General features: G+C 41.2%; 22 protein-coding genes. 9 read left to right on the top strand and 13 right to left on the bottom strand.

All coding sequences use genetic code 11. From position 1 onward, the window contains the following. Window positions 1–4 precede the first annotated feature (4 nt). The 4 genes from cmk to gyrA all read right to left on the bottom strand — a co-directional run bounded on the left by cmk (window position 5) and on the right by gyrA (window position 6,097). Window positions 5–712 (bottom strand): (d)CMP kinase, encoded by a 708-nt coding sequence (gene cmk, locus N477_RS13625; protein WP_063359863.1) that lies wholly within the window; start codon window positions 710–712, stop codon window positions 5–7. Window positions 713–868: 156 nt separating this feature from the next. After that, window positions 869–2,149 carry a 3-phosphoshikimate 1-carboxyvinyltransferase gene (gene aroA, locus N477_RS13620; protein WP_063359864.1) on the bottom strand — a complete coding sequence of 427 codons (1,281 nt, stop codon included), beginning with the start codon at window positions 2,147–2,149 and terminating at the stop codon, window positions 869–871. Beyond that, window positions 2,149–3,231: a 3-phosphoserine/phosphohydroxythreonine transaminase gene (gene serC, locus N477_RS13615; RefSeq protein WP_063359865.1), complete on the bottom strand. Its 1,083-nt coding sequence runs from the start codon at window positions 3,229–3,231 to the stop codon at window positions 2,149–2,151. Before serC ends, aroA begins: the two co-directional genes overlap by 1 nt. A gap of 190 nt (window positions 3,232–3,421) precedes the next feature. Next, the gene (gene gyrA, locus N477_RS13610) at window positions 3,422–6,097 is read right to left on the bottom strand and encodes a DNA topoisomerase (ATP-hydrolyzing) subunit A (protein WP_063359866.1); all 2,676 of its coding nucleotides are present in this window, start codon (window positions 6,095–6,097) and stop codon (window positions 3,422–3,424) included. Window positions 6,098–6,278: 181 nt separating this feature from the next. Here gyrA and ubiG point away from each other — a divergent pair, with 181 nt between their 5' ends. From ubiG to nrdA, 3 genes are all read left to right on the top strand, one after another. Then, on the top strand, window positions 6,279–6,989 hold the full coding sequence (gene ubiG, locus N477_RS13605; protein WP_063359867.1) for a bifunctional 2-polyprenyl-6-hydroxyphenol methylase/3-demethylubiquinol 3-O-methyltransferase UbiG: 711 nt from the start codon (window positions 6,279–6,281) through the stop codon (window positions 6,987–6,989). After that, window positions 6,986–7,633: an HAD family hydrolase gene (locus N477_RS13600; protein ID WP_063359868.1), complete on the top strand. Its 648-nt coding sequence runs from the start codon at window positions 6,986–6,988 to the stop codon at window positions 7,631–7,633. The genes ubiG and N477_RS13600 overlap by 4 nt, the downstream gene beginning before the upstream one ends. A gap of 334 nt (window positions 7,634–7,967) precedes the next feature. Continuing rightward, the gene (gene nrdA / locus N477_RS13595) at window positions 7,968–10,253 is read left to right on the top strand and encodes a class 1a ribonucleoside-diphosphate reductase subunit alpha (RefSeq protein WP_063359869.1); all 2,286 of its coding nucleotides are present in this window, start codon (window positions 7,968–7,970) and stop codon (window positions 10,251–10,253) included. An 85-nt stretch (window positions 10,254–10,338) separates the two neighbouring features. Here nrdA and N477_RS13590 read toward each other — a convergent pair whose 3' ends face one another. The 6 genes from N477_RS13590 to N477_RS13565 all read right to left on the bottom strand — a co-directional run bounded on the left by N477_RS13590 (window position 10,339) and on the right by N477_RS13565 (window position 16,744). Further along, window positions 10,339–11,130: a PhzF family phenazine biosynthesis protein gene (locus tag N477_RS13590; RefSeq protein WP_063359870.1), complete on the bottom strand. Its 792-nt coding sequence runs from the start codon at window positions 11,128–11,130 to the stop codon at window positions 10,339–10,341. A gap of 123 nt (window positions 11,131–11,253) precedes the next feature. Beyond that, window positions 11,254–12,252, bottom strand: coding sequence for an L-histidine N(alpha)-methyltransferase (locus N477_RS13585; RefSeq protein WP_063359871.1), 999 nt, complete (start codon window positions 12,250–12,252; stop codon window positions 11,254–11,256). Continuing rightward, on the bottom strand, window positions 12,249–13,523 hold the full coding sequence (gene egtB / locus N477_RS13580) for an ergothioneine biosynthesis protein EgtB (RefSeq protein ID WP_063359872.1): 1,275 nt from the start codon (window positions 13,521–13,523) through the stop codon (window positions 12,249–12,251). Before egtB ends, N477_RS13585 begins: the two co-directional genes overlap by 4 nt. Before the next feature lie 650 nt (window positions 13,524–14,173). Then, window positions 14,174–15,241, bottom strand: coding sequence for a DUF4331 family protein (locus tag N477_RS13575; protein WP_063359873.1), 1,068 nt, complete (start codon window positions 15,239–15,241; stop codon window positions 14,174–14,176). 99 nt (window positions 15,242–15,340) lie between these two features. Next, window positions 15,341–15,805, bottom strand: coding sequence for a DUF417 family protein (locus tag N477_RS13570; RefSeq protein WP_196760620.1), 465 nt, complete (start codon window positions 15,803–15,805; stop codon window positions 15,341–15,343). A 504-nt stretch (window positions 15,806–16,309) separates the two neighbouring features. Further along, the gene (locus N477_RS13565; RefSeq protein WP_155731891.1) at window positions 16,310–16,744 is read right to left on the bottom strand and encodes a hypothetical protein; all 435 of its coding nucleotides are present in this window, start codon (window positions 16,742–16,744) and stop codon (window positions 16,310–16,312) included. Window positions 16,745–16,914: 170 nt separating this feature from the next. Here N477_RS13565 and N477_RS13560 point away from each other — a divergent pair, with 170 nt between their 5' ends. Further along, entirely contained in the window at window positions 16,915–17,889 is a 975-nt protein-coding gene (locus tag N477_RS13560) for an AraC family transcriptional regulator (protein ID WP_063359876.1), read from the top strand. A 227-nt stretch (window positions 17,890–18,116) separates the two neighbouring features. Here N477_RS13560 and pssA read toward each other — a convergent pair whose 3' ends face one another. Next, window positions 18,117–19,442, bottom strand: coding sequence for a CDP-diacylglycerol--serine O-phosphatidyltransferase (gene pssA / locus N477_RS13555; protein ID WP_063359938.1), 1,326 nt, complete (start codon window positions 19,440–19,442; stop codon window positions 18,117–18,119). A gap of 255 nt (window positions 19,443–19,697) precedes the next feature. Here pssA and trxB point away from each other — a divergent pair, with 255 nt between their 5' ends. The 4 genes from trxB (at window position 19,698) to infA (ending at window position 22,462) form a co-directional block, all read left to right on the top strand. Next, entirely contained in the window at window positions 19,698–20,648 is a 951-nt protein-coding gene (gene trxB / locus N477_RS13550) for a thioredoxin-disulfide reductase (protein WP_039608983.1), read from the top strand. Window positions 20,649–20,740: 92 nt separating this feature from the next. Further along, the gene (gene aat, locus N477_RS13545) at window positions 20,741–21,457 is read left to right on the top strand and encodes a leucyl/phenylalanyl-tRNA--protein transferase (protein ID WP_063359877.1); all 717 of its coding nucleotides are present in this window, start codon (window positions 20,741–20,743) and stop codon (window positions 21,455–21,457) included. Beyond that, window positions 21,450–22,154, top strand: coding sequence for an arginyltransferase (locus N477_RS13540; protein WP_063359878.1), 705 nt, complete (start codon window positions 21,450–21,452; stop codon window positions 22,152–22,154). Before aat ends, N477_RS13540 begins: the two co-directional genes overlap by 8 nt. Window positions 22,155–22,243: 89 nt before the next feature. Continuing rightward, window positions 22,244–22,462, top strand: a complete 219-nt coding sequence (gene infA, locus N477_RS13535; RefSeq protein WP_010560183.1) for a translation initiation factor IF-1 — start codon at window positions 22,244–22,246, stop codon at window positions 22,460–22,462. 132 nt (window positions 22,463–22,594) lie between these two features. Here infA and clpA read toward each other — a convergent pair whose 3' ends face one another. Both clpA and clpS read right to left on the bottom strand, forming a co-directional pair. After that, window positions 22,595–24,859 (bottom strand): ATP-dependent Clp protease ATP-binding subunit ClpA, encoded by a 2,265-nt coding sequence (gene clpA, locus N477_RS13530; RefSeq protein ID WP_063359879.1) that lies wholly within the window; start codon window positions 24,857–24,859, stop codon window positions 22,595–22,597. Window positions 24,860–24,887: 28 nt separating this feature from the next. Beyond that, entirely contained in the window at window positions 24,888–25,205 is a 318-nt protein-coding gene (gene clpS, locus N477_RS13525) for an ATP-dependent Clp protease adapter ClpS (protein ID WP_063359880.1), read from the bottom strand. 201 nt (window positions 25,206–25,406) lie between these two features. On the opposite strand from clpS, the gene cspD reads away from it, so the two are divergent. Continuing rightward, window positions 25,407–25,625 carry a cold shock domain-containing protein CspD gene (gene cspD, locus N477_RS13520; protein ID WP_023401678.1) on the top strand — a complete coding sequence of 73 codons (219 nt, stop codon included), beginning with the start codon at window positions 25,407–25,409 and terminating at the stop codon, window positions 25,623–25,625. Window positions 25,626–25,662: the final 37 nt, after the last annotated feature.

Below are 25,662 nucleotides of genomic sequence, written 5' to 3'. Positions count from 1 at the left end.
TAAATTAGCTAACTTTCGGAAGTTTGCCTGACAACACAGCTTCATCAACAAGTTTAAGTACTTGCTGATATACTTGGTCGGCATCTAAAGTCGTGGTATCTATGTGAACAGCATCAGCAGCAGGCACTAGCGGCGCTACTTTTCTATTCATATCACGGTCATCACGTGCTTTGATATCTTCTAAAAGGCCCTCAAGTGTAACATCAAGCCCCTTATCCTTCAACTCATTAAAGCGTCTCTTAGCACGTTCTTCAGCACTTGCAGTAAGATAAATTTTTAATTCCGCTGATGGGAAAACAACTGTACCCATATCGCGACCATCCGCAATAAGGCCATTCTCAGTTCTAAATGCACGCTGTCTGCGTAAAAGTGCCTCTCTAACGCGTGGAAGCATGGCTATTTTGGAAGCCGTTGCTCCTACTTCTTCATTTCGGATTGTATTCGTTACATCTTCACCTTCAAGCACGATTCTAGATTTTTTAGTCGTACTATCAATCATAAATTGAACATCAAGGTTCGCGGCTAAAGGAACCAGCGCCTCTTCATTGTCCAGTGCGATTTGATGATGTAACACTGCAATAGACAGCACGCGATATATTGCACCGCTGTCTAGAACATCCCAATTTAATTTCTCAGCCAACAAACGACAAACAGTCCCTTTGCCAGATCCGCTTGGGCCGTCTACGGTGATTACGGGCATTGCAGCCTGCATTAAAACCTCCTGAAATGCACACCTTATATAAATCGGCGCCTATTATACGCAAGTTTGATGAATAGATCCTTATCAACATGTAACTTTTTGTTCTATTGTTGAATTTGTATCTTAATTGGGTATGGGAGCGTGTAAAAAACACGCTCTTAAATCTGATTAGTGCTGCGAAATTGAGGCGAGCACATCAAAGTAGGTAGGAAAAGTTTTCGCTGTGCAACCAGGATCATTAATCGTAACTGATTGACCACCAACAGCGACCATCGAGAAGCACATTGCAATTCGGTGATCGTTATAAGTGTCTATCTCAGCGTGTTTGAACTCAGTTGGCGGTGTGATCTCGATAAAGTCTTTACCTTCAACTACTTGAGCACCAACTTTGCGAAGTTCTGTCGCCATTGCATATAAACGATCGGTTTCTTTCACTCGCCAATTATAAATATTACGAATCCCTGTTTTACCGTTCGCAAACAAGGCTACGGTAGCCAATGTCATCGCCGCATCAGGGATAGCATTGGCGTCGATATCGACACCTTGCAACTCTCCCTTTCTCACAACCAGCTTTTCGTCATACCAATCAATTTGGGCACCAACTTGCTCCATCACTTGTGCAAAACCAATATCGCCTTGCACGCTCGCTTTGCCAACACCATTTATTTCAATTTCGCCCCCTGCGATTGCTGCTGCTGCCACGAAGTAAGATGCAGAAGAAGCGTCACCTTCCACCATAATACTGCTTGGTGAGGTGTAGCCCTGTTGGCCTTTCACATAAAACACTTCGTAATTGTCATGCTCTACTACCACACCAAACTGCTTCATCACACCTAATGTGATATCAATGTAGGGTTTAGAAACTAGCTCACCAGAGATCTTAATTTCACTGTCACCATCAAATAGTGGAGCAGCCATCAGTAGCGCAGTCAAAAACTGACTTGAAATACTGCCGTCAATCTCAACCGTGCCGCCTTTTAGCTTTTTCCCTACAATATTAAGTGGCGGATAGTGTTCATTTTTTAGATAGGTAACGTCTGCACCTAATGCATCAAGTGCATCAACAAGGTGACCAATTGGACGCTCTTCCATTCTAGGTTCACCTGTCAACCTGAACTTGCCCTCTGTCGCTGCTAAAACCGCAGTCAGAGGTCGAAAAGCTGTACCTGCGTTACCTAAAAACAATGGTTGTTCAGGCGTATTAAAGTGACCACCGTTACCGTGTACTTTCGCTATGGTTTTGTCATCGTTCAATTCAACCTTAACACCCATCACATCTAAAGCTGCGAGCATATGACGAATATCATCACTGTCTAACAAATTGCGAACTTCTGTTACTCCGTCACATAAAGCGGCAAGCAAAAGAATACGATTTGATAAGCTCTTTGATCCTGGCAAGGTCACAGAGCCAGATACTTTTTTTATTGGCCTTAAAGGTAACTGTTCCATCAGCTGTGCTCCGCTGCAAATTTCTTCATGAACGCAATTAATGCTTCAATGCCCTCAATTGGCATTGAGTTATAAATACTGGCGCGCATACCACCGACAAAGCGGTGACCTTCCAACGCCATTAAGCCGTTTTGTTCTGCTTGCTCAAGGAAGGTGTCATTAAGCGCATCATCTTTGAGCCAAAACGGCACATTCATTAATGATCGGCAAGTACTCGTTACTTTGTTGTAATAAAAGTCAGAGCTATCAATATAATCATATAACAACGCCGCTTTTTCTTTGTTGTGCTTTTCCATTGCAGGCACCCCACCAATTGACTCTAGGTATTTGAATACCTCCGCCGCTAAGTACCAAGCGTATGTTGGTGGTGTGTTGTACATGCTGTTTTGCTTTGCTTCGATTGCGTAATCCAAAATTGCAGGACGTGGTAACCCTTCTCTTTCTAATAAAGACTTACGAACAATAGCAATGCTCAAACCTGACGGACCGATATTCTTTTGTGCGCCTGCATAAATCAAATCAAAATCATCGACATTAATTTCTCGAGATAAAATCATTGAGGACATATCCGCAACGATTGGTGCTGTTGGATGCTTTGGCACGTCAAAAATTTCAATGCCATCTATAGTTTCATTCGGGCAGTAATGGATAAAAGAAGCATTTTCAGGTAGTGGCCAATCTGAAACCGGTAAAATATCAAATTGACCCTCTTTGTCCGTACGAATATCAACAGATTCAACTTGTGTAAACTTTGCGCCCTCTTTCGTTGCGCCAATTGACCAAATACCATTCTCAACATATACACCTGGTGCATTGTCCAAATGTAAGTTCAACGGCACCGCTGAGAAATGACCTCTGCCGCCACCGTGCATAAATAGCACTTCAAATTCATCAGAGATGTTCATCAACCTTCTCAAGCTTGCTTCACATTCTTCAGCCAACTTAAGAAACGGCTCTGAGCGGTGGCTTATTTCCATTACGGATACGCCTAAACCTTGCCAGTTGATAAACTCTGCTTTCGCTTTCTCCATTACTGCAGGGGGCAACATCGCTGGGCCTGCACAAAAGTTATAAACAGTCATATTTTCCTCATTCCAAAATAAAACGTGCCGCCAAACAGCAAAAAGCGGTTTATACAACGCGACACGGAAATAAACTTTCAGTCTATGAATTTACATCAAATACGGGGTTAGATGAAACAAAATTCTGGGTCAAATTATTTAATTTGGTTGAATTTTTTTAATAAAAAAGCGGCCTAAGCCGCTTTTTTAATTATTCAGAATCTTGTTCTGGTGTACTCGGTGGTGTTTCTTCACCTTGAGCGTCATCCACAACAGCATCTTCAATCTCATCTACTTCAATTTCTTCGATGCGCTGAAGCCCGACAACTTGCTCATCTTCTATTGTACGGATCAATATAACACCTTGCGTGTTACGTCCTACAGTAGAGACTTCATTTACGCGCGTTCTAACCAAAGTGCCTCGGTTAGAGATAAGCATAATTTCATTGTTGTCTTCAACTTGAACTGCGCCAACAACGTTACCGTTACGCTCAGTTACCTTAATTGATACAACCCCTTGTGTCGCTCGGCTCTTCGCTGGGTATTCATCCAATGGCGTACGCTTGCCATAGCCGTTTTCTGTTACCGTTAAAATAGCACCGTCGTTTTTAGGCACAATCAATGAAACAACTTTTACGCCATCTGGCATCTTAATACCACGAACACCTGTTGCTGTACGACCCATCGGACGTAATGCCAACATTTCTTCGCCTGTTTCAGGGTCAAGCTTCACTTCGCCTGTTTCTGAGTCACGTAGTTTCTCATTAAAGCGAACAACTTTACCGTGGTCTGTAAATAACATAATGTCGTTACTGCCATCAGTAATATCAGCACCAATTAGGTTATCACCATCGTTCAAGTTGATTGCGATAATACCGCTTGCACGCTGACGGCTGTATGCTGTCAGTGGTGTTTTCTTCACTGTACCATTGGCTGTTGCCATTAAGACATACTTGTCTTCTTCATATTCACGGACTGGTAAAATCGTTGTGATACGTTCATCTTCTTCAAGAGGCAGTAAGTTAACAATTGGCTTACCACGCGCTTGTCTTGATGCCAATGGTAGTTGATATACTTTCAACCAATACAATCTACCCGCAGTCGAGAAACAAAGTATTGTGTCGTGTGTATTGGCCACAAGTAGACGCTCGATGAAATCTTCGTCTTTCATTCTCGTTGCTGCTTTACCTTTACCACCACGACGCTGTGCTTCGTAGTCAGATAGAGGCTGATACTTCACGTAACCTTCATGAGATAGCGTTACAACAACATCTTCTTCGTTAATTAGGTCTTCAAGGCTGATGTCATGTGCTGCGGCAGTGATTTCCGTGCGACGCTCATCACCATATACATCTTTGATTTCAACCAACTCATCACGGATAACTTCCATTAAACGCTCAGGTGACGAAAGAATGTGTAGTAGCTCAGCAATTAAGTCTAGTAGTTCTTGGTATTCACCTAAGATCTTCTCATGCTCTAAGCCTGTCAGCTTGTGTAGACGTAAATCAAGAATTGCCTGTGCTTGTTGTTCAGAAAGGTAATATTGACCATCTCTAATACCAAGCTCATCTGCTAACCAATCCGGTCTTGCAACATTTTGCTCACCTGCACGCTCAAGCATAGGTGCAACCGAGCCAAGCTCCCACGCACGCGCTGTTAATGCTGCTTTCGCTTCAGATGGTGTTGGTGACTTACGAATTAGTTCAATAATTGGGTCGATGTTTGCCAATGCAATAGCAAGACCTTCAAGCGTATGTGCTCTGTCTCTTGCCTTACGTAAGTCGTAAACTGTACGACGTGTAACCACTTCGCGACGGTGAATAACAAACGCTTCTAGCATTTCTTTTAAGTTGAAACACTTAGGTTGATTGTTATCAAGCGCAACCATGTTCATACCAAACACGGTTTGTAGCTGTGTCTGAGCATATAGGTTATTAAGCACAACCTCGCCTACTTCACCACGCTTAATTTCAATAACAATACGCATACCGTCTTTGTCAGACTCATCACGTAATGCACTGATACCTTCTACTTTCTTATCTTTTACTAGTTCAGCAATTTTTTCGATAAGACGCGCTTTGTTAACCTGGTAAGGGATCTCATGGACAATAATCGTTTCTTTGCCCGTTTTCTCGTCAGTCTCAATCTCTGCACGAGCACGGATATAAACCTTACCACGACCAGTTTTATAGGCTTGTTCGATGCCTTTTTTACCACTGATGATTGCCGCAGTTGGGAAATCAGGGCCTGGAATATATTCCATTAGCTCTTCAATGGTGAGGTCAGGGTTTTGAATAATTGCCAAGCAACCATTGATCACTTCAGTTAGGTTATGTGGCGGGATGTTTGTCGCCATACCAACTGCGATACCTGAAGAGCCATTCACTAATAAGTTTGGCACTTTAGTTGGTAGCACGTCAGGGATCTGCTCTGTGCCATCATAGTTAGGTACATAATCGACAGTTTCTTTGTCAAGATCAGCAAGAAGCTCATGAGACATCTTTGCCATACGTACTTCGGTATAACGCATCGCAGCTGCCGAGTCACCATCGACAGAACCGAAGTTACCTTGACCATCAACAAGCATGTAACGTAAAGAGAATGGCTGAGCCATACGTACGATTGTATCGTATACTGCACTATCACCATGAGGGTGGTATTTACCGATGACGTCACCGACTACACGAGCTGATTTTTTATAAGGTTTGTTCCAGTCATTTCGTAGCTCGTTCATTGCGAAAAGTACACGACGGTGAACTGGCTTCAGTCCGTCACGTACGTCTGGCAATGCACGCCCTACGATCACGCTCATTGCGTAATCAAGGTATGAATTTTTCAATTCATCTTCAATATTGACCGGGAGGATTTCATTGGCGAGATCAGTCATTTGATACCACTTTCCTTCAGAGTCTTGCCCTTTTGTGTCACACTAATAGCAACAAAGGGTTAAGTTATTATTTATTCGGCTGCCGATAGTAACACAGGTAAATTCAATTTGCAGTCGTAAAATGTCTGGTATTTTTATAAATAGCCAATACAATGCGCCCAGATAAACGAGGAAGCTTTTTATGACCGAACATCAAAATGTAGACCACCAAGAAATCGCAAAATTCGAAGAAATCGCTGAAAGATGGTGGGATACAGAAGGAGAATTTAAACCGCTACATGATATCAACCCGTTAAGGTTGGACTTCATCAACGATAAAAGTGCAGGCTTATTCTCGAAGAAAGTACTTGATGTTGGATGTGGTGGCGGGATCTTAACTGAGAGTATGGCTAAGCTTGGTGCAGAAGCGACAGGCATTGATATGGGCCAAGAGCCTTTAAATGTTGCTAAACTTCACAGCCTTGAAAGCGGAATCAGCGTAGATTATCAAAAAATACCCGCTGAAGTTTTCGCTGACGAGCACCCTGAGCAGTTTGATGTGGTAACTTGCATGGAAATGTTAGAACATGTACCCGACCCTGCTGCAATCATTGCCGCAGTCGCAAAAGCTGCTAAGCCGGGAGCCAGCGTATTTTTTTCTACTCTAAATAAAACACATAAAGCGTATTTATTAGCTGTTGTTGCCGCAGAGAAGCTTTTAAAAATGGTACCTGAAGGTACACACGATCATAACAAGTTCATTCGCCCTTCGACTTTAATTGGTTGGGCTGAGCAACATGGTTTAAAAGTACGTGCATCAGCAGGAATTAGTTACAACCCGTTCACTAAAACGTTTACCCTAACAGACGATGTTAGTGTAAATTACCTACTTCACTTCGAGAAACTAGCATGACACAAGCCGTTTTATTTGATTTAGACGGCACTTTACTTGATACCAGTGATGATTTAGGTGCTGCCCTAAACCATGTTTTAACAGAGCATGGATTACCGACTCTTTCAAAAAGTGAGTACAGTCCCGCCATTTCCAATGGCGTCAAAGCCCTGCTTGAAGTTGGTTTTAAAGACAAATTAATCAACTACGACTTAGCGACCTTGAGGCAGCAGGTTTTAGATTATTATGAAAGTAATATTGCTATCCACAGCCATTGTTTTGATGGGATCGATAACATGTTGCAATCTTTGCATGATAAGGGGATCGCAGTCGGTATAGTTACCAACAAACCAGAGTTTTTAACTTTCCCACTTTTACAACAAATCACTACATTAAAAAATATTGAAGTCGTCGTATGCGGAGATACCCTTGATGTAGCGAAACCCCACCCTGCACCACTATTGCTTGCAGCTGAAAAATTGGGAGTTTCTGCCTTGCAAACTTTATATGTCGGTGATGCAGAACGAGATATACAAGCAGCCAAAGCAGCACAAATGCGCTCGGTCGCTGCACTGTGGGGCTTTATTCCCTCATTAGATGAAGCGCTATCATGGCAAGCAGAGGTAAACGCAAATCGTCCAATTGACCTGATTTCGCACATATAGTGAAAAATTATAATTTGAGACACTACATATAGTGTCTTAAACTTAATTGGGTAAAGAATTGAACAGAAAAAAATCATTCAGTTTTTTTGCTAAAAAAAGGCAAAAATTAATGAACTGAAGTTGATTTTTTTACGCACTCAGGCCTAGTGTATAGCATAAGGTTAGTAATCACTAACGCGGTTAATTTATCCCAATGTTATCCACAATTTGAGTGAAGTTGTTCTCTTGCAAAATAGTATCAACCACACTATCTTGTGATGCACTTTCAAATAGGCACCATATCTAGTGGTGATTTCCTAACCAATATAAGAATTTGGGAATACGGGCATAGCTTATGAACCAACAATTATCTGTCAGTAAAAGAAACGGTCGTAAAGAACCGCTTGATTTAGATAAAATCCATCGTGTTATTACTTGGGCAGCCGAAGGCTTAGACAATGTGTCGGTCTCTCAAGTGGAATTAAAATCTCATATCCAGTTTTACGATGGGATCCGTACTGAAGATATCCATGAAACAATCATCAAAGCAGCTGCAGATTTAATCTCTAAAGACACGCCTGATTATCAATATCTTGCAGCACGTCTTGCAGTGTTCCATTTAAGAAAAAAAGCATATGGCCAGTTTGAGCCTCCGCACTTATATGACCATGTTGCAAAGCTCGTTGACGACAAGCGTTACGACGAGCACCTATTGAAAGACTACACTCGTGAGGAGTTCAATGAACTAAATGACTACCTTGACCACAGTCGCGATATGACTTTCAGCTACGCGGCAGTCAAGCAGTTAGAAGGTAAATATTTAGTTCAAAACCGTGTAACTGGTGAGATTTATGAGAGCGCGCAGTTCTTATATATATTAGTAGCGGCAAGCCTATTTGCTGATTATGACAAAGAAACACGTTTAGATTACATCAAGCGTTTCTATGACGCTGTGTCACAATTCAAAATCTCACTACCAACACCTATCATGGCGGGTGTTCGTACACCGACACGTCAGTTCAGCTCATGCGTGCTTATTGAGTGTGATGATAGCCTAGATTCAATCAATGCTTCTTCTTCAGCGATTGTTAAATATGTGAGTCAACGTGCCGGTATCGGTGTAAACGCAGGCCGCATTCGTGCACTTGGTAGCCCAATCCGCAATGGTGAAGCATTCCATACTGGCTGTATTCCATTCTACAAACACTTCCAAACAGCAGTGAAAAGCTGTTCACAAGGCGGTGTGCGTGGCGGTGCTGCAACTTTATTCTACCCACTTTGGCACCTAGAAGTTGAAAACTTACTGGTTCTAAAAAATAACCGTGGTGTAGAAGAAAACCGTGTTCGTCACCTTGACTACGGCGTACAGTTCAATAAAACAATGTATGCGCGTTTATTGAAAGATGACTACATTACCCTATTTAGCCCATCAGACACACCAGGGCTATACGATGCATTTTTTGAAGATCAGGAACTTTTCGAAGAATTATACTTAAAGTACGAGCAAGACGAGTCTATTCGTAAAAAGCGTATCAAAGCGATTGAACTGTTCTCAATGTTTGCTCAAGAGCGTGCTAGCACGGGTCGTATTTACTTACAAAATGTTGACCACTGTAATACACACAGCCCATTTGACTCAAAAGTAGCCCCTATCCGTCAATCTAACTTATGTTTAGAAATTGCGCTGCCAACTAAGCCGTTGAACAACGTCAATGACGCTGAAGGTGAAATTGCGCTCTGTACACTGTCTGCATTTAACTTAGGTGCTATTGAAGATTTATCTGAGCTTGAAGAATTAGCAGAGCTAGCAGTTCGTGCACTTGATAATCTATTAGATTTCCAAGATTACCCAGTACCAGCAGCACACACAGCTACAATGGGACGTCGTACTCTGGGTATAGGTGTCATTAACTTTGCTTATTACCTAGCTAAGAATGGTAAGAAGTATTCAGACGGCAGCGCGAATGGCCTAACGCATAAAACATTTGAAGCAATTCAATACTACTTGATGAAAGCCTCTAACGAACTTGCAAAAGAACGCGGTGCATGTCCTAAATTTAATGAGACAACATACTCACAAGGTATTATGCCTATCGATACTTATAAAAAAGACATCGATGCAATCTGTGACGAGCCACTTCACCTTGACTGGGACGCGCTAAGAGCAAGTGTTCAAGAGCATGGCATGAGAAACTCAACGCTATCAGCGCTAATGCCTTCTGAAACTTCATCGCAGATCTCAAACGCAACAAATGGTATTGAACCGCCTCGCGGGCATATCAGTGTTAAGGCAAGTAAAGACGGTATCCTAAAGCAAGTTGTGCCTGAGTATGAGAAACTTAAAGAGCAGTACGAACTACTATGGGACATCCCTTCTAACGATGGTTATTTAGGCCTAGTTGGTATCATGCAGAAGTTTGTCGACCAAACAATCTCTGCAAATACAAACTACGACCCAACTAAGTTTGAAGGCGGTAAAGTACCAATGAAGTTATTGTTAAAAGACCTACTAACAGCATACAAGCTAGGTGTTAAGACGCTTTACTACCATAACACACGTGATGGTGCTGCTGATGCACAGGACGAATTAAAACCAGAGCCTGAAGATGACGGCTGTGAAGGCGGCGCTTGTAAGATTTAACAAGCCTGTCAAGAATCAAAAAGCCCAGCATATGCTGGGCTTTTTCGTATACACAATTCAATTATTCAATCATACACTATCGAATTTAATATTCTAATTTGAGCACTTTTGCTATCACGCAAACTTGCTGTGCAGTTTTATAAATTTGATAATACCCACCACCTACAGATAACTGATGGCAATTAAATATTTTGTTGGCTGGTATCTGCCAATAAGAAGCCAGCAATGGAGCCACCGAGCCTGTCGCTTGATCTTCTTTGCTGCCATATTGAGGTGCAAAGTATCTGAAATAAAAACCATCACTACCTAAGCCATGATTTGTGGTCACTAGCAACGCTCGACGAGTGCAGTTGATGTATTCCTTGGCATTGAAATCTAACTCAATCAGATCTTGCTTATTTGCTGCTTGTGCAACGAAATACCCGTCATTAGGCTCTGTGTGTTTAATATTACTCAGCGTTTGGTTAAACACCGGAAATATATGATCAAAGTCTGTTGTTATTTCAAGGCTCGCTTGCGGCAAGCACATAACAAAAAGCTCGCCCCCTTGATGAGAAACACATATTGTCTGATTCGACGATTCAAAAGTGATTTCTTTTCCAGCATTGGTGAAGGTGGATGTTAGCACCCCAGCCGCAGCAAGCGTTGCATGACCACAAAATTGAATTTCACCGTATGGTGAAAACCACCGGATACCAAATTTGCAGTCGGCATATTTAACCAAAAACGCAGTTGCAGCGACTGTATTAGTACTCGCGATTTTTTGAAGGCCGTGTGTATCGTGAAACTCATTGAGATCATCACATAAATTCACGTCAGCAAGATTGCCAAGGTAATGCTCCGAGCAAAATACTCGCCGAACACCGTACATCTTCATATCAAACAATCTTACTCATGGTTGTATTTAGTCTTAAAGGCTAGCTATCTATACATCAAAGAGGTATAAGCACATTGTCACAAACACTACCTTGTACTCAAATACCTCTACAGTGGAAAGTAATTAACGCTCTTCTTTCACGACTTGCCATAAGGAGTCTACAAAATACTGATTACTATCAGTGAAATGCTTAACCACATGAAAACCACTTTGTTGAGACAATCGCTCAATATCATTTGTTGAAAACTTATAAGAATACTCGAAATGGATCGCTTCATATGCATCAAATTGAAACGCTCTTTGTAGCGCCGAGATGTACACTTCTTGCTTTTCAGTCGAAAGTACATAACTTTCCATGGCGCCTAAAACTGGATTATAAACGCCAAAATGTTGGAATTTATCTAGCTCGAAATTCGCGCCTAACTCTTTGTTTATTCGACTCAACAAATTGAGATTAAACTTTGCAGTTAAGCCATCTTCGTCGTTATACGCTGCGGTGAGTTTCTTGACGTCCTTCTTTAAATCAAAACCAATGAATATAAAGTCATCCGCTTTAAGACTCGCCCATAACTTTCTGAGAAACCCAAGACTTTGCTCGCGATTAAAATTGCCAATATTAGAGCCTAAAAATAAAACCAACTGCTTATTTGTAGACTGACCCCTGACGAGCTTTAATCCGTCAAAGTACTCAGCTACCACACCATGAATTACCAGGTTATCATTGGGCATAATATTTTCTTGTAGCATGAACATGGCTTTTTCTGAAATATCGATGGGATAAAAGTTTACTTTGCAGCCACTTTTCAAAAAGCCATCAATAATTAACTGACTTTTATGTCCATCCCCAACGCCTAATTCGATAATGTCAATTTCTTGCTCATCAATCACATCAGCTAACTGTTTGTTAATATTGGTGATGATTTCCACTTCTTTCGCGGTCAAATAGTAATCTTGATGCTGGGTAATTTTTTGGAAAATTTCACTTCCCGTATCATCGTAAAAGTACTTTGCAGACAGGTGCTTTGAAGGCGCACTTAACCCTATCAATACGTCAATGGCTAGCTGGTCATCTTGTGTACTTTCACCATGTGTATCTTGCGTGAATAATCTAAAGTGTGTCATTCAATATCCTCTGCTAGCCTGATGCCAGAAAACATCCAGCGCTGATGTGGTTGATAAAAATTGCGATAACTGTGACGATAATGATCGCCGGGTGTGGCCACACACCCGCCCCTCAAAACAAACTGATTGCACATAAATTTGCCATTGTATTCGTTCAGCATGCCCTGATATGGCTTGTAACCGGGATAGCCCGAATAATGACTTTTAGTCCAACACCAAACTTGCCCAAAAGGCACGCCACTCGCTATAGGGTGATAAATGCTTGCAAGATTGCCATTGCGCTTATTGATACCTGAAATCACCGCAACAGCTGAGTTTGCTTGCAAATAAACCTCCAGCTCATGCTCTGTCGGTAACCTTAAGCCTTTCCAGTTAGCAAACGCGTCTGCTTCAAAGTAGCTTATATGTGTGACAGGAAGATTGAGGTCTAATGGCATCAAACCATGTAGTGTAAACTCAAACCATTCATTTTCTATCTTTTGCCAATATAAAGGGTGGGCAATTTTACTCTCGTTTACCCACTCCCACCCCAAGCTCAGCCAAAATTCTGCTCTGTCATACCCATTATCTTGAATAAACGCCAAATACTCGCCATTTGTGATTGTGTTTTCACTAATCGCAAATCCATAGTTGTAGCGCTTGTGCCTTGGTTTTTCATTGTCATAGGCAAACCCCCTATTTATGGCACCCACTTCATAAATGCCTTCGTCAAAAACACGCCAGCGTGCATTTTCTGGCTTTGAGATGTCTAACGATTGGTCGCAATAAACGGGAGAAAGTGGGTTACAGCCCAAAATATACTTAATATCCATAAGCAACAGCTCCTGATGCTGCTGCTCGTGATGTAACCCGATCTCTAGTAAGGAAAGTACTACTTCGTCCAAATCAGTAAAGGACAAAAAGTCTACAACTTGTTGATCTACATAGTTTCGATAATGAATAACCTCATTAACCGTTGGTCTTGATAGGCTCCCACGCTGACTTTGCAACCAATGTTCGCCAGCTGATTTGTAGTATGAATTAAACAGCATGCGATACCCTTGGTGATACCTTGAGTAATCTGTCATGTATTTAACCAAAATAACTTCTTCAAAAAACCACGTTGTGTGGCCTAAGTGCCACTTCGGCGGACTGACTTCAGCACTAGGTTGAACTGCATAATCTTCAACTTGTAAGCTTGCGCATAAGGCAGTTGAGTGCGCTCTGTTCCTCAGATACTCATCAATTAAATGTGTAATCTTTGTTTTCTCGATTGGTTGCTGTCGGTTCATAAGCTACCTGATTGAAAAGTCTATTCTGTGTCAGAAACCTACTTAATTACCCTATCTAACAAACAGACCACAATGTTAATAGAGTGTAGCACGTTATCACGTTAATATTGTATGGTATCTAAGCTGTTTCAATTTCATATAACACAGCCTTCAAGACCTGACTTGAAGCATTCATTGAAATCTAATCTCACCAGCATCGGCTGGCTTATAAGGTATTATCTCTTTGCGCACTTAAAGTATGTATGCTCTAAACGCTTCTAATTATGTCTAAAAGTCTTTTATGCAGGTTTTTGGCTTAAAGAACTAATCCTAAACAATAAAAATTGTGAGTGCTCAAAGGCATGTATTAATCAGGGCTCAAATGAATGACTGTGAATATCCTAGACCTAGACGGTTTCATGCGCCAATTGTGATTTAGAATCATATGCAATGTCGTGATCACCTATAATATTGGCTTGTATCGTCTAGCCGTCAACGTAATAAATGATAGAAACAGTACCAAACCGCCATTGGCTTTTATCAAAGTTAAGTCCTGCATGTGAGCTATAACTATCAGCGCCTTGAATATATTGTCCAAAAAGAGATAGATGAAGTGTGGTGTTTCTCAACGATAAGAAACACCATGGTCGAGCAAAATGATAAAGCAGGTATTAACGCACTGGTACGACATATGGAAACTTAACAGGGTGTCGATTAAAGGTATTTGCATGATCTGTTACATTGCGCCCAACCAGTAAGCTCAACACTGCGTCCATACCATCGTCACTGGGTTTGCGTCCATTGACTTTCGGATAGCCATATTCCGCGCTGCTACCCACCTTGTAAGAAATCATATCAGGTAACAATTGCGCTGCAACTGAGTCCGCATATTCAACAGGGTTGGATAGTTTCCTATCTAGCGCGACTGCCCTTAATACCATGCCTGATATCGCATACCTTCGTGACATGTCACTATCTGGGCGGTGTTGAATATGTTCACTCACTTCCATTTTGTTATTTGCCAAAAACATATGCGTTACAAGCGGGTTTGCCACTCGATTCACTTGTACCCACTGGTCAACATTGTACATTGCACTACTTGCATACACGTGAATATTTTTCGCCAGCATGCTGTTAGGCAGTTCAACTAAAATGATACTACTATTAAAGTCTTTAAATAAATCCACCCCACTATTGAATTGAGACAGCTCAAGCTTACCTTTGCCAATCAGTGCTGTTAAGAACCCGACAATGCCCTCGGAATTTCCAACAAACGGATCTCGTGCCGCGCCGCTCCATACTTTCACGCCATTGTTAAATTTGACAGTTTTACCAACTTTAGCCTTACCAAATGCCTTACCTTTAGTACCAACAGCTTGATTCGCCCCATCTACGAGCCCAAAAACCAACTGTTCCCCTTCTAAATGAGCTGTGATAGTTACCCCGCCACTACCAAACGATTTATCATTGGCAATATGAAAGCTGTAAACGCCTTTTTCACCAAAAGCAGCGCGGTCTTTTGTGCTGGGATTCACATCCATCATAAATGCAGTATAACCACGGCGCTCTGAGTCAAATACAAACATATCAGTCAAATCAAACTGAGGATGTTCCTGAGCCAATTTACTTTCAAAGTGATGGCTTGCAACTGCTGGCACTGTGCTTAAGCCTGCACCAATAGCAAAAGCGAGCGCTGCCACTGTAGATTTATTGGCTGATATTTTTAGCAATTTAATCATAGCGGTCTCCTATAAACCGGGTTGCTATTAAAAAGTGGGTTTTACGGTTTAACTTACTGATCTACCCTCCTTACTTTTATTTTTGAGCTATTTAATAACTCAGCTGCGAGCACGAAAACGCGCTAAACAGTTAGCCAACACCAATATTGAAATACCTAACAAAGCAACATCCTTGATTAAAAACTGTCCTAGAAAATTTAGAAATGGTAAACCTCCCTCTTTGTCTTCCCCGATTGGCAGCACAAGTAGAGTGCTCACAGTCACCAAAAAAGTCACGGTACCCATTGCACCACCCATAATTCCAGCACGCACAGACCACACAGACATAATTAATAAGGTGGCAGTAATAATTTCAACTACACCGAGGAAGTAAGAAGCCCCTTCAAAACCAAATACCGCATACAACCAAGTTAACCAAGGTGTGCCATTAATGACGGGTTTTAATGCTTCAACTTCCGTAGGGGTAAATTTAAGTACGCCAATTAATAGTAATGGCAACACAACCCCTAGTAGCGCAGTACCTTGCCCAACCTTATGCATGAAATTAATTGAGTTAGTAAACAAAAGCAGCCTCCTTCGTGAATTTATAAGCTATGTGATCTCGATACCGAATCCTGACACCAAGCAAAAATAGCGACTGTTATCGTGTTTAGTGCTTTAACTACTTTCATATTCACGGAAATTTATGTGCTGAAGGCAGTCAATCTATCAACGGCTTGGGATAAATTATTCATCACCTTACTCGGATGAACCATGACCAAAAAAACCAACTTTATGTCAGTTCGTATAAAAAGTGGGGGGAATAGCTTTTTTGGAGTATTCTCCAATAGCCTACAAGCTATGAAAGGTAGATGGTTTTAGATTTCTGCAACCTTAGAGGTATTCCTATCTAAATGTATTTTTGCATTAGGTAACAAAGCGTTTTGAGTTTTTGAAGTGGAAGTGCTGTCCGGCGCAATATATTTATTGTTTGATTAAACTCGAATTCAACTTTGAATTGTGGCTATAAAAATGAGGTGCGAGCTAATATAGCCCGCAAAATATAAAAGAACCAATTCAGTTTCTGTACTACTGATTAAAAATCTGTTCGCGTGTTTTATATAAGCCTGTCGCCATCAAGATACAAAACAACCATGGCATAACAAACATTGGCGCACCAGTTTCAAAGTAAAACTGAGTCACACTATAAACGTCGTTAAACCCCTCCCAAACGAGCATGAATAAAAGATAATACCAGACCCACTTTTGCCCCTTTTTGAGTGCAAATATAGAAATCAGAATGATTGGCACTGCCGCCGATACAATATTGACACCTGCCAGCATCGCTAAAAATGCGACAAACGGAACCACTTGCGGATCAACAGCGGTGAGCTGAGAAAAACTAAAGTCCAACTTATGAACAACAAATGTCCATAGCGACATATCGTTAGAAATAGAAAGGCTGGAAGTCAATAACATGAATAGTCCGCCATCAAAGGTATTAATCCTGCGTACATTGTCCACTTCCAGCCTATTACTTCATTCTCTGTTTTATTCATGGTGATACTCTTCATTTAAATAAACGATTGAGTCAACAATTTTACAGTTTCACCTTGTACAAACTATGATGTTTAGTGCAGCATATATGTCAAATCGTACTTTTTTGGTTCATTACGACCAATAGGAGTAAACTCGTGTTTAATCACATTCCATCGCCATCGAACGCTCAAATTCCTAATGCTGGAAACAGCTTAATTGGAGGAGATGCCTTATCTGATATTTTAAATGCACTTCGCCTTCAAGCTAGCAGCTATTTTTGTACCGAGTTTTCAGCACCTTGGGGCATAAAAGAGCCAGAAACAGACTATGGTACTTTTCATTTCGTCGTGCGAGGCAGTGCTTGGTTAAACATGCCTGACTCAAAGCGTGCTACCTATCTCTCTACCGGAGATATTGTTGCCTTTCCAACAGGTGCGGCACACCAAATTGGCGATCAACCAAATGGAGTCTGTATATCGGGAGACGAATTACTAACGCAGATACAGAACGATGAGAACCCGTTTTCAGGAGATGAAAGCATTACCACACTATTGTGTGGTTACTTCAAATATCAGCAACACGTCCAACTGCCAATATTAAGAGATATGCCCAACTTTTTGCATATAAAAACAAATGAAGAACCATCACTATTGTGGTTAAACAACCTAGCCAATATGCTAGCTCACGAATCCCGCTCGACTCTACCTGGCGGTACCGTTATTGTTGATCGCCTTACTGAGGTACTGGTCATTCAATTGCTGCGATGGCATGTCAACACACAGCATTCCGGTACGGGGTACTTTCGGGCACTTGCAGATACACGACTCAGTCTTGCTTTGAGCCTGATCCACAAACAACCCGCTCAAGCGTGGACAGTTGAGCGCATGGCACATTCCGTAGGTATGTCTCGTTCCGCGTTTGCAAACTTATTCCACGAAATCATCGGTATGACGCCACTGACGTATCTCAGTCAATGGCGAATGCATATCGCCCAAGACCTATTGAAGGAAGGAAAAGAGTCGATGATAAGCGTTGCAGAGCAAGTTGGTTACAGCTCTGAAGCTTCTTTTAGCAAAGCCTTCAAAAAAATAATTGGCATAAGCCCGGGACAATTAAGACGCCAGAAGTAGTATTTAACTTAGTTCTTCCAACATGTTGGCAAGTAAACAACTTTTAAATATGGGCTTTTATCATGGGGCCACAGTCAAAGTCAGGAGAGATTTTGGGGCTATCAAGAGCACTAAATGAGAGAGAAATGCCTAAATAAAGGACTTAAAACAAGCCCATAAACAAAATATTAAATATTAAAAACGACTAACGGAAGTTAGTCGCCTTAATTCATACTGTGACAGCAAACTTAAATAAACTTTTTAATGATAAAGTCGACTTTGACACGTTTAGCCTGCCCTAGTATCTTTTGAACCGGTGCAGGGTAATCTTGTAAAGTTTCAATATCATCAGGCCCAGACAGCTTTCGGCATTGAGACAAAATTGATTGCTTTTCAGCATCGATAAATGATTTCAATTCCTGATCTCTGTCTTCTATCAAAATGCCATTTTCTATGTCCAAACCCCAAGCTCTTGGGTTTAAATTATGTCCTGTCATGAGGTGGACTTGATTGTCTTGATTTATACCTTTTAGATGGAATGAGTTGTCTCCGTCCTTCCATAGATACACATTGAGTAGTCCCTGCTCGATATACCTTTTTTGCGACTTTAGAAATTTATGTAAAATCCGCTCATACAAATAAGGCAGTGCGCCTATTCGACTAAATGGCTTATCTGGCGAGATGTAAAAGTCATTTGCTGTCTTATCGCCAACCACGATCGTTACTGACTTACCTTGCTTTAACAGACGACGTAATGAGCGTAATAAAGGCGCAGGGAAGTTGAAGTAAGGCGTATATAAAATCAACTCCTGCTCAGTGGTATCAAATAACGTCTTAATCAATCTATTGAGCTTATTAGTTCTACGGCCAAACCCTAAAAATGCGCGAACATTAAGTGAATTAGACTCACTTGCGCCAGACATATCATAATTAGCTTTTTTCAGCGAGCGCATTAATTTCTTTTGCGCCAACTTAATTTCACTAAATGGCTTTAAAGGCCTTCTATCAATTCTGGGGACCGCTTCAGAGTTTAACAGGTGCTTCTCAATAAAAGCAGTAAAGCTATCAGCTAACTTTGCATTATCTAATAGAAAGTAACGATCAAGACGATATCGCTCTTCTTGATGCAGGTAGACATCATTGATACTTGCTCCGCTGTATAGAACCGTATCATCAATCACAAACCCTTTAAGATGTAAAACTCCAAACAATTCTTTGGCTTTTACTGGCACACCATATACTTTAACATTTGAGTTGAATTGCTCCAAATAATCACAATACAAGCGTGCATTACCCTCAGACTTTGCCTCACCGATTAACCCTCGCTGGGCTCTGTGAAAGTCAACTAGTATTTTGATCTCTAAATCTGGATTGCTCAGCGACGCATTATGCAACGCAGACAACACACCCTGGCCTGCCGTGTCATCTTGTAAATACAGTGCGGCGATGTAAATGCGCTTCTTTGCTTTGCCAATCAAAGACAAAAGTTCACTGTGATAATGTTTAGCGTCTGTTAAGACTTTACAGCTGCTCGCTTCTAAAGCAAAGCCAGCGTTGTCCTGCCAAAATGCCATATTTACCTTTAAATCTTGGGCTACTGATAATTTAGTAGCAAAAAAAATTCCTTCAAACATAACAAAAAAAAATAGAAAGGTCATGAATATCCGACAATTTCAGCTCTATTGGCTTACTTTTCCATCAAGTACACTAAATTTGACAAGTTCACGATTTCTAAAATTGCTTTATTTGATTTTTATTTTACTTCTGGGTTGATTTACTTAGAATCGGCATCATTGTAATGCTAATACTAAATTTTAGGATAGAAATTCATGAGTGATAAGCACTGTAAACTATTGATCCTTGGCTCAGGTCCAGCGGGTTACACTGCCGCTGTTTATGCAGCACGTGCAAATTTAAACCCTGTGTTAATCACAGGTATGCAACAAGGTGGTCAGCTGACAACAACAACAGAAGTAGAAAACTGGCCTGGTGATGCACATGGTTTAACTGGCCCTGCTCTTATGGAGCGCATGAAAGAGCACGCAGAGCGTTTTGAAACAGAGATTATTTTTGACCATATCAATAAAGTCGATGTGACTAAGCGTCCATTCACCCTTACAGGTGACCAAGGCACTTATACTTGTGATGCTTTGATCATTGCAACAGGTGCATCTGCAAAATACCTAGGTCTAGAGTCTGAGACAAACTTCCAAGGTCGCGGTGTTTCTGCTTGTGCAACTTGTGATGGATTCTTCTACAGAGGGCAAAAAGTTGCCGTAGTTGGTGGTGGCAACACAGCGGTTGAAGAAGCGCTATACCTTTCTAACATTGCAGACGAAGTACATGTTGTTCACCGTCGAGATAGCTTCCGTAGTGAAAAAATTCTATCTGACCGCCTACTAGAGAAAGCGAAAAACGGCAATGTTGTTCTTCACTTTGACCGCACTTTAGACGAAGTACTTGGCGATGACATGGGTGTAACAGGTATTCGTATCAAAGATACAAACTCTGATGCAACTGAAGATTTAGACCTAGCAGGTGTATTCATCGCTATTGGTCATAAGCCAAATACAGACATGTTTGAAGGTCAGCTTGAGATGAAAGATGGCTACCTTGTTGTTGAGTCAGGCCTAAATGGCAACGCAACACAGACAAGCGTAGAAGGTGTATTCGCTGCAGGTGACGTATCTGACCACATTTATCGTCAAGCAATCACTTCAGCTGGTACTGGCTGTATGGCTGCCCTTGATGCAGAGCGTTATTTAGATAACCTTAAATAATCTCTTAGCACGCCATATTTCATGGCGTGCTTCCAACCGAAATTTGCTAAACTCAAAATTAGCAACTAGTCCACTCGAAACAAAAGTCACCCATGACACAACAGTTGTTCCATTTATCATCGACAGATTACATATTTCCGCCGTGCCACTTTGCACTAAAAGAACCAGATGGCCTGTTAGCCATTGGCGGATGCCTCAATACAAAAAGATTAAAAAAAGCATATCAACTTGGTATCTTCCCTTGGTTCAATGAACGAGAGCCGATCATGTGGTGGTCACCCAGTGAACGAGGAATTATTGAGCTGTCAGACTTTCATATTGGACGCACACTTAAAAAAGCTCGAAATCGACTCAAACCCAAAATCACTATAAATCAAGCCTTTGAGCAAGTTATCTCTCAATGCAGAGAGCAACGACTTCACGAAGAAGGAACTTGGATCAATAAAAATATGCTCAAGGCATATTGCCAAGCGCATGAGGAAGGGTTTGCCCATAGTGTAGAGGTATGGATTGACGGAAAGCTAGCTGGCGGCCTATATGGAATAATGATATCAGGTGTATTTTGTGGTGAATCTATGTTTCATAACCAGCCAAATGCTTCTAAATTAGCAATGTGGGCTTTGGTTAATTGGCTCAAAAAACACAATGCTCATTTTATAGATTGTCAGTTAGATAACCCTTACTTAAGTTCAATGGGCGCAAAAGTCATTCCCAGAGAAGAATTTTTGACTAAACTTAAAGAAGCAAGTGACTATCACCCTGTACAAACCATGTGGCACCCACAAGACATAGGGGTAATATATGACTGAACACTTTCCATCTAAAATTGGCCTCAGTCAGCAATTTGATTGCAGCTATCTACCAGATAGAAAAGAACAGCTACTCGTTATTTTAGACAGTGAATGCTACACAGCAGCGCGTTTTGAAGCCCTCCTTTCTCTGGGGTTTAGGCGTAGTGGAGATCAAATATATCGACCACACTGCCCACTTTGCAGTGCATGCCAATCAATACGAGTATTAGCAAAGGATTATGTGCCCTCAAGGTCACAACTGCGAAAGTACAAAAAAATACAAAACAGCTTTAGCGTTAAAGTGAGTTTCGAAGAAAAGGAAAGCTATTTTCCACTTTATGAAAAGTACATAACTCTCAGGCACAGTGATGGCACAATGTACCCGCCAAACAGACTGCAATATGAAAGTTTTTTATTTTGCCGCTGGATGCCCATTTCGTTTATAGAGTTGTGGCACCAAGACCAACTTGTCGCCGTTGCTGTTACAGACACAATGCCTAACGCCCTATCTGCAATCTATACTTTTTTCGACCCAGACTTTGAACACTTAAGTTTAGGTACGATTATGATCATGGCACAAATAAACCTAGCAGCGGCAGAGAATAAAGAGTTTGTTTATTTAGGTTATCAAATAGACGAATGTAAAAAAATGCGCTACAAAAAGCAGTTTTCACCAGCTCAACAGCTTAAAGATGATACTTGGACAAATATTTAAGTTACTAATTTAAGCTCTTACCTTTACTTATTGTGTGCTTTTGGGCAAAATCTCCAACGATAAACTTATACAGAGGTGATACGCTCCAAATGGCGAAAGAAGACGTTATTGAAATGCAAGGCACGGTCCTTGATACTTTACCAAATACAATGTTCCGTGTTGAATTAGAAAATGGTCACGTAGTGGTGGCTCACATTTCTGGTAAAATGCGCAAAAACTACATCCGTATTTTAACAGGTGACAAAGTCACTGTAGAATTAACTCCTTACGATTTAAGCAAGGGACGCATCGTTTTCCGTGCACGTTAATTCTACCGTCTCGCCAGCGTCAATTTGACGCTATAAGACGTATGTAGCAAAAAACCTAGCCTTGGCTAGGTTTTTTGCTTTTGTAACTTCAAAATATTAAGCGGCTAACACTATCAGCCCAGCCGCCACAAATTATGCAGAAACGAGTTCTTGTTCAAAGTCGAACTCTAAAGCATTGCCTTTGACAGTCACTTTTACATTACCGCCATCGATGAGCGAACCAAATAAAATTTCATTCGCCAATGGCTTTTTAAGGTTATCTTGAATAACGCGCGCCATAGGTCTAGCACCCATCGCTTTGTCATAACCAATATCGGCAATCCAATCTCTCGCTTCATTAGTAAATTCTAGGTTCACCGACTTCTTATCTAACTGAGCTTGCAACTCAACAATAAACTTATCTACAACTTGCAAGATAACTTCTTTTTCTAGGTGGTTAAACCAAATAATGTTATCCAGCCTGTTTCTAAATTCAGGCGTAAATACTTTATTTATCTCAATCATTGCATCATGAGAATGATCTTGTTGCTGGAACCCGATAGACTTTCTCACAGTCTCTTGTACGCCCGCATTGGTCGTCATAACAAAGATAACATTACGGAAGTCAGCTTTACGGCCGTTATTATCTGTTAACGTACCATGGTCCATCACCTGCAATAGAATGTTGTAAATGTCAGGGTGTGCTTTTTCAATCTCATCCAATAATACAACAGCATGAGGATGTTTAATGACTGAATCAGTTAATAGGCCACCCTGTTCAAAACCAACATAACCAGGAGGTGCACCGATTAAGCGGCTTACAGCATGACGCTCTGAGTACTCGGACATATCAAAGCGAATGAACTCAATACCCATGCACTTAGCAAGCTGTTTTGTGACTTCGGTTTTACCAACACCTGTAGGTCCTGCAAACAAGAATGAACCAATCGGCTTTTCTTCATTAGCAAGTCCCGAACGTGATAAGCGAATCGCTGAAGTAAGCGCATCAATTGACTCATCTTGACCAAAGACTAGCATCTTAAGATTTCTATCTAGATTCTTAAGCACCTCCTTATCACTTGAGGACACATTTTGCTGAGGAATACGAGCAATCTTAGATACAATTTGCTCAATATCTGACACACCAATGGTCTTCTTACGTCTAGACATAGGTAACAAGCGTTGATTTGCACCCGCTTCGTCAATTACATCAATTGCTTTGTCTGGTAAATGACGTTCATTGATGTATTTCGCACTCAACTCAGCTGCGGCTTTAAGGGCTTTTTGCGTGTACCGAATGCCATGATGCTCTTCGTAGCGCTCTTTCAAGCCGTATAAAATTTTTGCAGTATCAGCCACACTTGGTTCAACAACGTCAATTTTTTGAAAACGACGAACCAAGGCTCTGTCTTTTTCAAAAATATTTTTAAACTCAGAGTACGTCGTAGAACCTAAGCAACGGAGTTTCCCGCTAGAAAGTAACGGCTTGATCAGATTTGAGGCATCCATAACACCGCCAGATGCAGCACCCGCGCCGATAATGGTATGGATCTCATCAATAAACAAAATTGCATTTGGTTTTGCTTGTAACTCTTTCAACAGCGCTTTAAAGCGTTTTTCAAAGTCACCGCGATACTTTGTGCCAGCAAGTAAAGCCCCCATATCAAGAGAGTAAACAACCGCATCTTCGATCACTTCAGGTACTTGCTCATTGACAATACGATAAGCTAGCCCTTCGGCAATTGCGGTTTTACCAACACCCGCTTCACCTACCAACAGTGGGTTGTTCTTTTTGCGGCGGCAGAGCACTTGAATGGTTCTTTCTACTTCTTGATCACGACCAACAAGCGGGTCTATCTGCCCTGCTTTCGCTAAAACATTTAAATTTGCAGTAAAGTTCTCTAGCTTAGTTTTTTCTTCGCCTTGAACTTCCGCGCCTTCTTCATTGATGTCCTCTTGCTCTTCAGGCTCAGGATCATCATCTGACTTTGAAATACCATGACTGATGAAGTTCACGATATCTAACCGGCTTACATCTGCTTTTTTCAGTAAATAAACAGCTTGGCTTTCTTGCTCTGAAAAAATTGCGACTAAAACATTGACGCCGGTTACTTCATTTCTGCCTGAAGACTGAACATGAAACACTGCCCGTTGCAAAACACGTTGAAATCCTAACGTTGGTTGAGTCTCCCGGTCTTCCTCTAACTCAGGAATAATTGGCGTTGTTTCATCAATAAACTCTGACAAATCTCTTTTTAAGCTGTCAGTATCTACGCTACAGGCGTTGAGCGCTTCACTTGCAGATGGATTATCAATCAGTGCAAGTAATAAATGCTCCACCGTCATAAATTCATGACGACGAGTACGAGCTTCACGAAACGCGGTGTTAAGTGTAATTTCTAAATCTTTATTTAGCATTGGCAACCCCCAACGAGAATAAATAAGGTCATTCTTGCTCACAGCTACACAGGAGCGGATGCTCATGATCGCGAGCGTATCTGTTCACCTGCTCAGCCTTTGTATGGGCTATGTCTGCAGGATACATTCCACATACCGCTTTTCCCTCGTGATGCACTTTAAGCATCACATCAGTTGCTCTTTCGCTATCCATGTTGAAAAAAGTCATTAACACTTCGATGACGAAATCCATCGGCGTGTAATCATCATTGTTTAAAATCACTTTGTATTTCTTCGGTGGTTGAAGTTTTTGCTTCTCTTGGTCTTTGACCTCTTCCAACACACCTGAATCTTTTATCCCACTCATAATTAAATATAGTCTTGTCTTATATACTCAAGCAAACTTGAATTAAAAAATAAATAAAATGTTAAAAAACTGCACTAAAAAACTTGACTGTATGGTTATTTAAACTACATTCTAGTCCTAGTTGTTCATGTTATGGACAGCTTAGCAAATTTCAAAGGTTAGATTAACTTAATTAGTCAACTTATAGAAGGATGTAGAAGTATGGCTTGCGGAAAAGTCAAATGGTTTAACAACGCCAAAGGGTTTGGTTTCATCGTAGAAGACGGCAGTGACGAAGATATCTTTGCACATTACTCGACGATTGTAATGGATGGATACAAGACGCTTAAAGCTGGTCAAGATGTAACATTCGAGCTACAGGAAGGGCCTAAGGGCTTACATGCTACTAATATTGCACCGAAAGTTGGTGAAATGGCATAGCAAATTCTAAGGCTCTATAAGCGGGCTACGTAAGTTG

Source organism: Pseudoalteromonas luteoviolacea H33-S, assembly GCF_001625695.1.
In the GTDB taxonomy this organism is placed as follows: Bacteria; Pseudomonadota; Gammaproteobacteria; order Enterobacterales; family Alteromonadaceae; genus Pseudoalteromonas; species Pseudoalteromonas luteoviolacea_B.
This window is presented reverse-complemented; position numbering and strand designations above follow the sequence as displayed.

Bases quoted from the DNA above. Each gene is read 5' to 3' on its own strand.
- cmk (WP_063359863.1), bottom strand. From the start codon at position 712: ATGCAGGCTGCAATGCCCGTAATCACCGTAGACGGCCCAAGCGGATCT.
- aroA (WP_063359864.1), bottom strand. From the start codon at position 2,149: ATGGAACAGTTACCTTTAAGGCCAATAAAAAAAGTATCTGGCTCTGTG.
- serC (WP_063359865.1), bottom strand. From the start codon at position 3,231: ATGACTGTTTATAACTTTTGTGCAGGCCCAGCGATGTTGCCCCCTGCA.
- gyrA (WP_063359866.1), bottom strand. From the start codon at position 6,097: ATGACTGATCTCGCCAATGAAATCCTCCCGGTCAATATTGAAGATGAA.
- ubiG (WP_063359867.1), top strand. From the start codon at position 6,279: ATGACCGAACATCAAAATGTAGACCACCAAGAAATCGCAAAATTCGAA.
- N477_RS13600 (WP_063359868.1), top strand. From the start codon at position 6,986: ATGACACAAGCCGTTTTATTTGATTTAGACGGCACTTTACTTGATACC.
- nrdA (WP_063359869.1), top strand. From the start codon at position 7,968: ATGAACCAACAATTATCTGTCAGTAAAAGAAACGGTCGTAAAGAACCG.
- N477_RS13590 (WP_063359870.1), bottom strand. From the start codon at position 11,130: ATGAAGATGTACGGTGTTCGGCGAGTATTTTGCTCGGAGCATTACCTT.
- N477_RS13585 (WP_063359871.1), bottom strand. From the start codon at position 12,252: ATGACACACTTTAGATTATTCACGCAAGATACACATGGTGAAAGTACA.
- egtB (WP_063359872.1), bottom strand. From the start codon at position 13,523: ATGAACCGACAGCAACCAATCGAGAAAACAAAGATTACACATTTAATT.
- N477_RS13575 (WP_063359873.1), bottom strand. From the start codon at position 15,241: ATGATTAAATTGCTAAAAATATCAGCCAATAAATCTACAGTGGCAGCG.
- pssA (WP_063359938.1), bottom strand. From the start codon at position 19,442: ATGGCATTTTGGCAGGACAACGCTGGCTTTGCTTTAGAAGCGAGCAGC.
- trxB (WP_039608983.1), top strand. From the start codon at position 19,698: ATGAGTGATAAGCACTGTAAACTATTGATCCTTGGCTCAGGTCCAGCG.
- aat (WP_063359877.1), top strand. From the start codon at position 20,741: ATGACACAACAGTTGTTCCATTTATCATCGACAGATTACATATTTCCG.
- N477_RS13540 (WP_063359878.1), top strand. From the start codon at position 21,450: ATGACTGAACACTTTCCATCTAAAATTGGCCTCAGTCAGCAATTTGAT.
- infA (WP_010560183.1), top strand. From the start codon at position 22,244: ATGGCGAAAGAAGACGTTATTGAAATGCAAGGCACGGTCCTTGATACT.
- clpA (WP_063359879.1), bottom strand. From the start codon at position 24,859: ATGCTAAATAAAGATTTAGAAATTACACTTAACACCGCGTTTCGTGAA.
- clpS (WP_063359880.1), bottom strand. From the start codon at position 25,205: ATGAGTGGGATAAAAGATTCAGGTGTGTTGGAAGAGGTCAAAGACCAA.
- cspD (WP_023401678.1), top strand. From the start codon at position 25,407: ATGGCTTGCGGAAAAGTCAAATGGTTTAACAACGCCAAAGGGTTTGGT.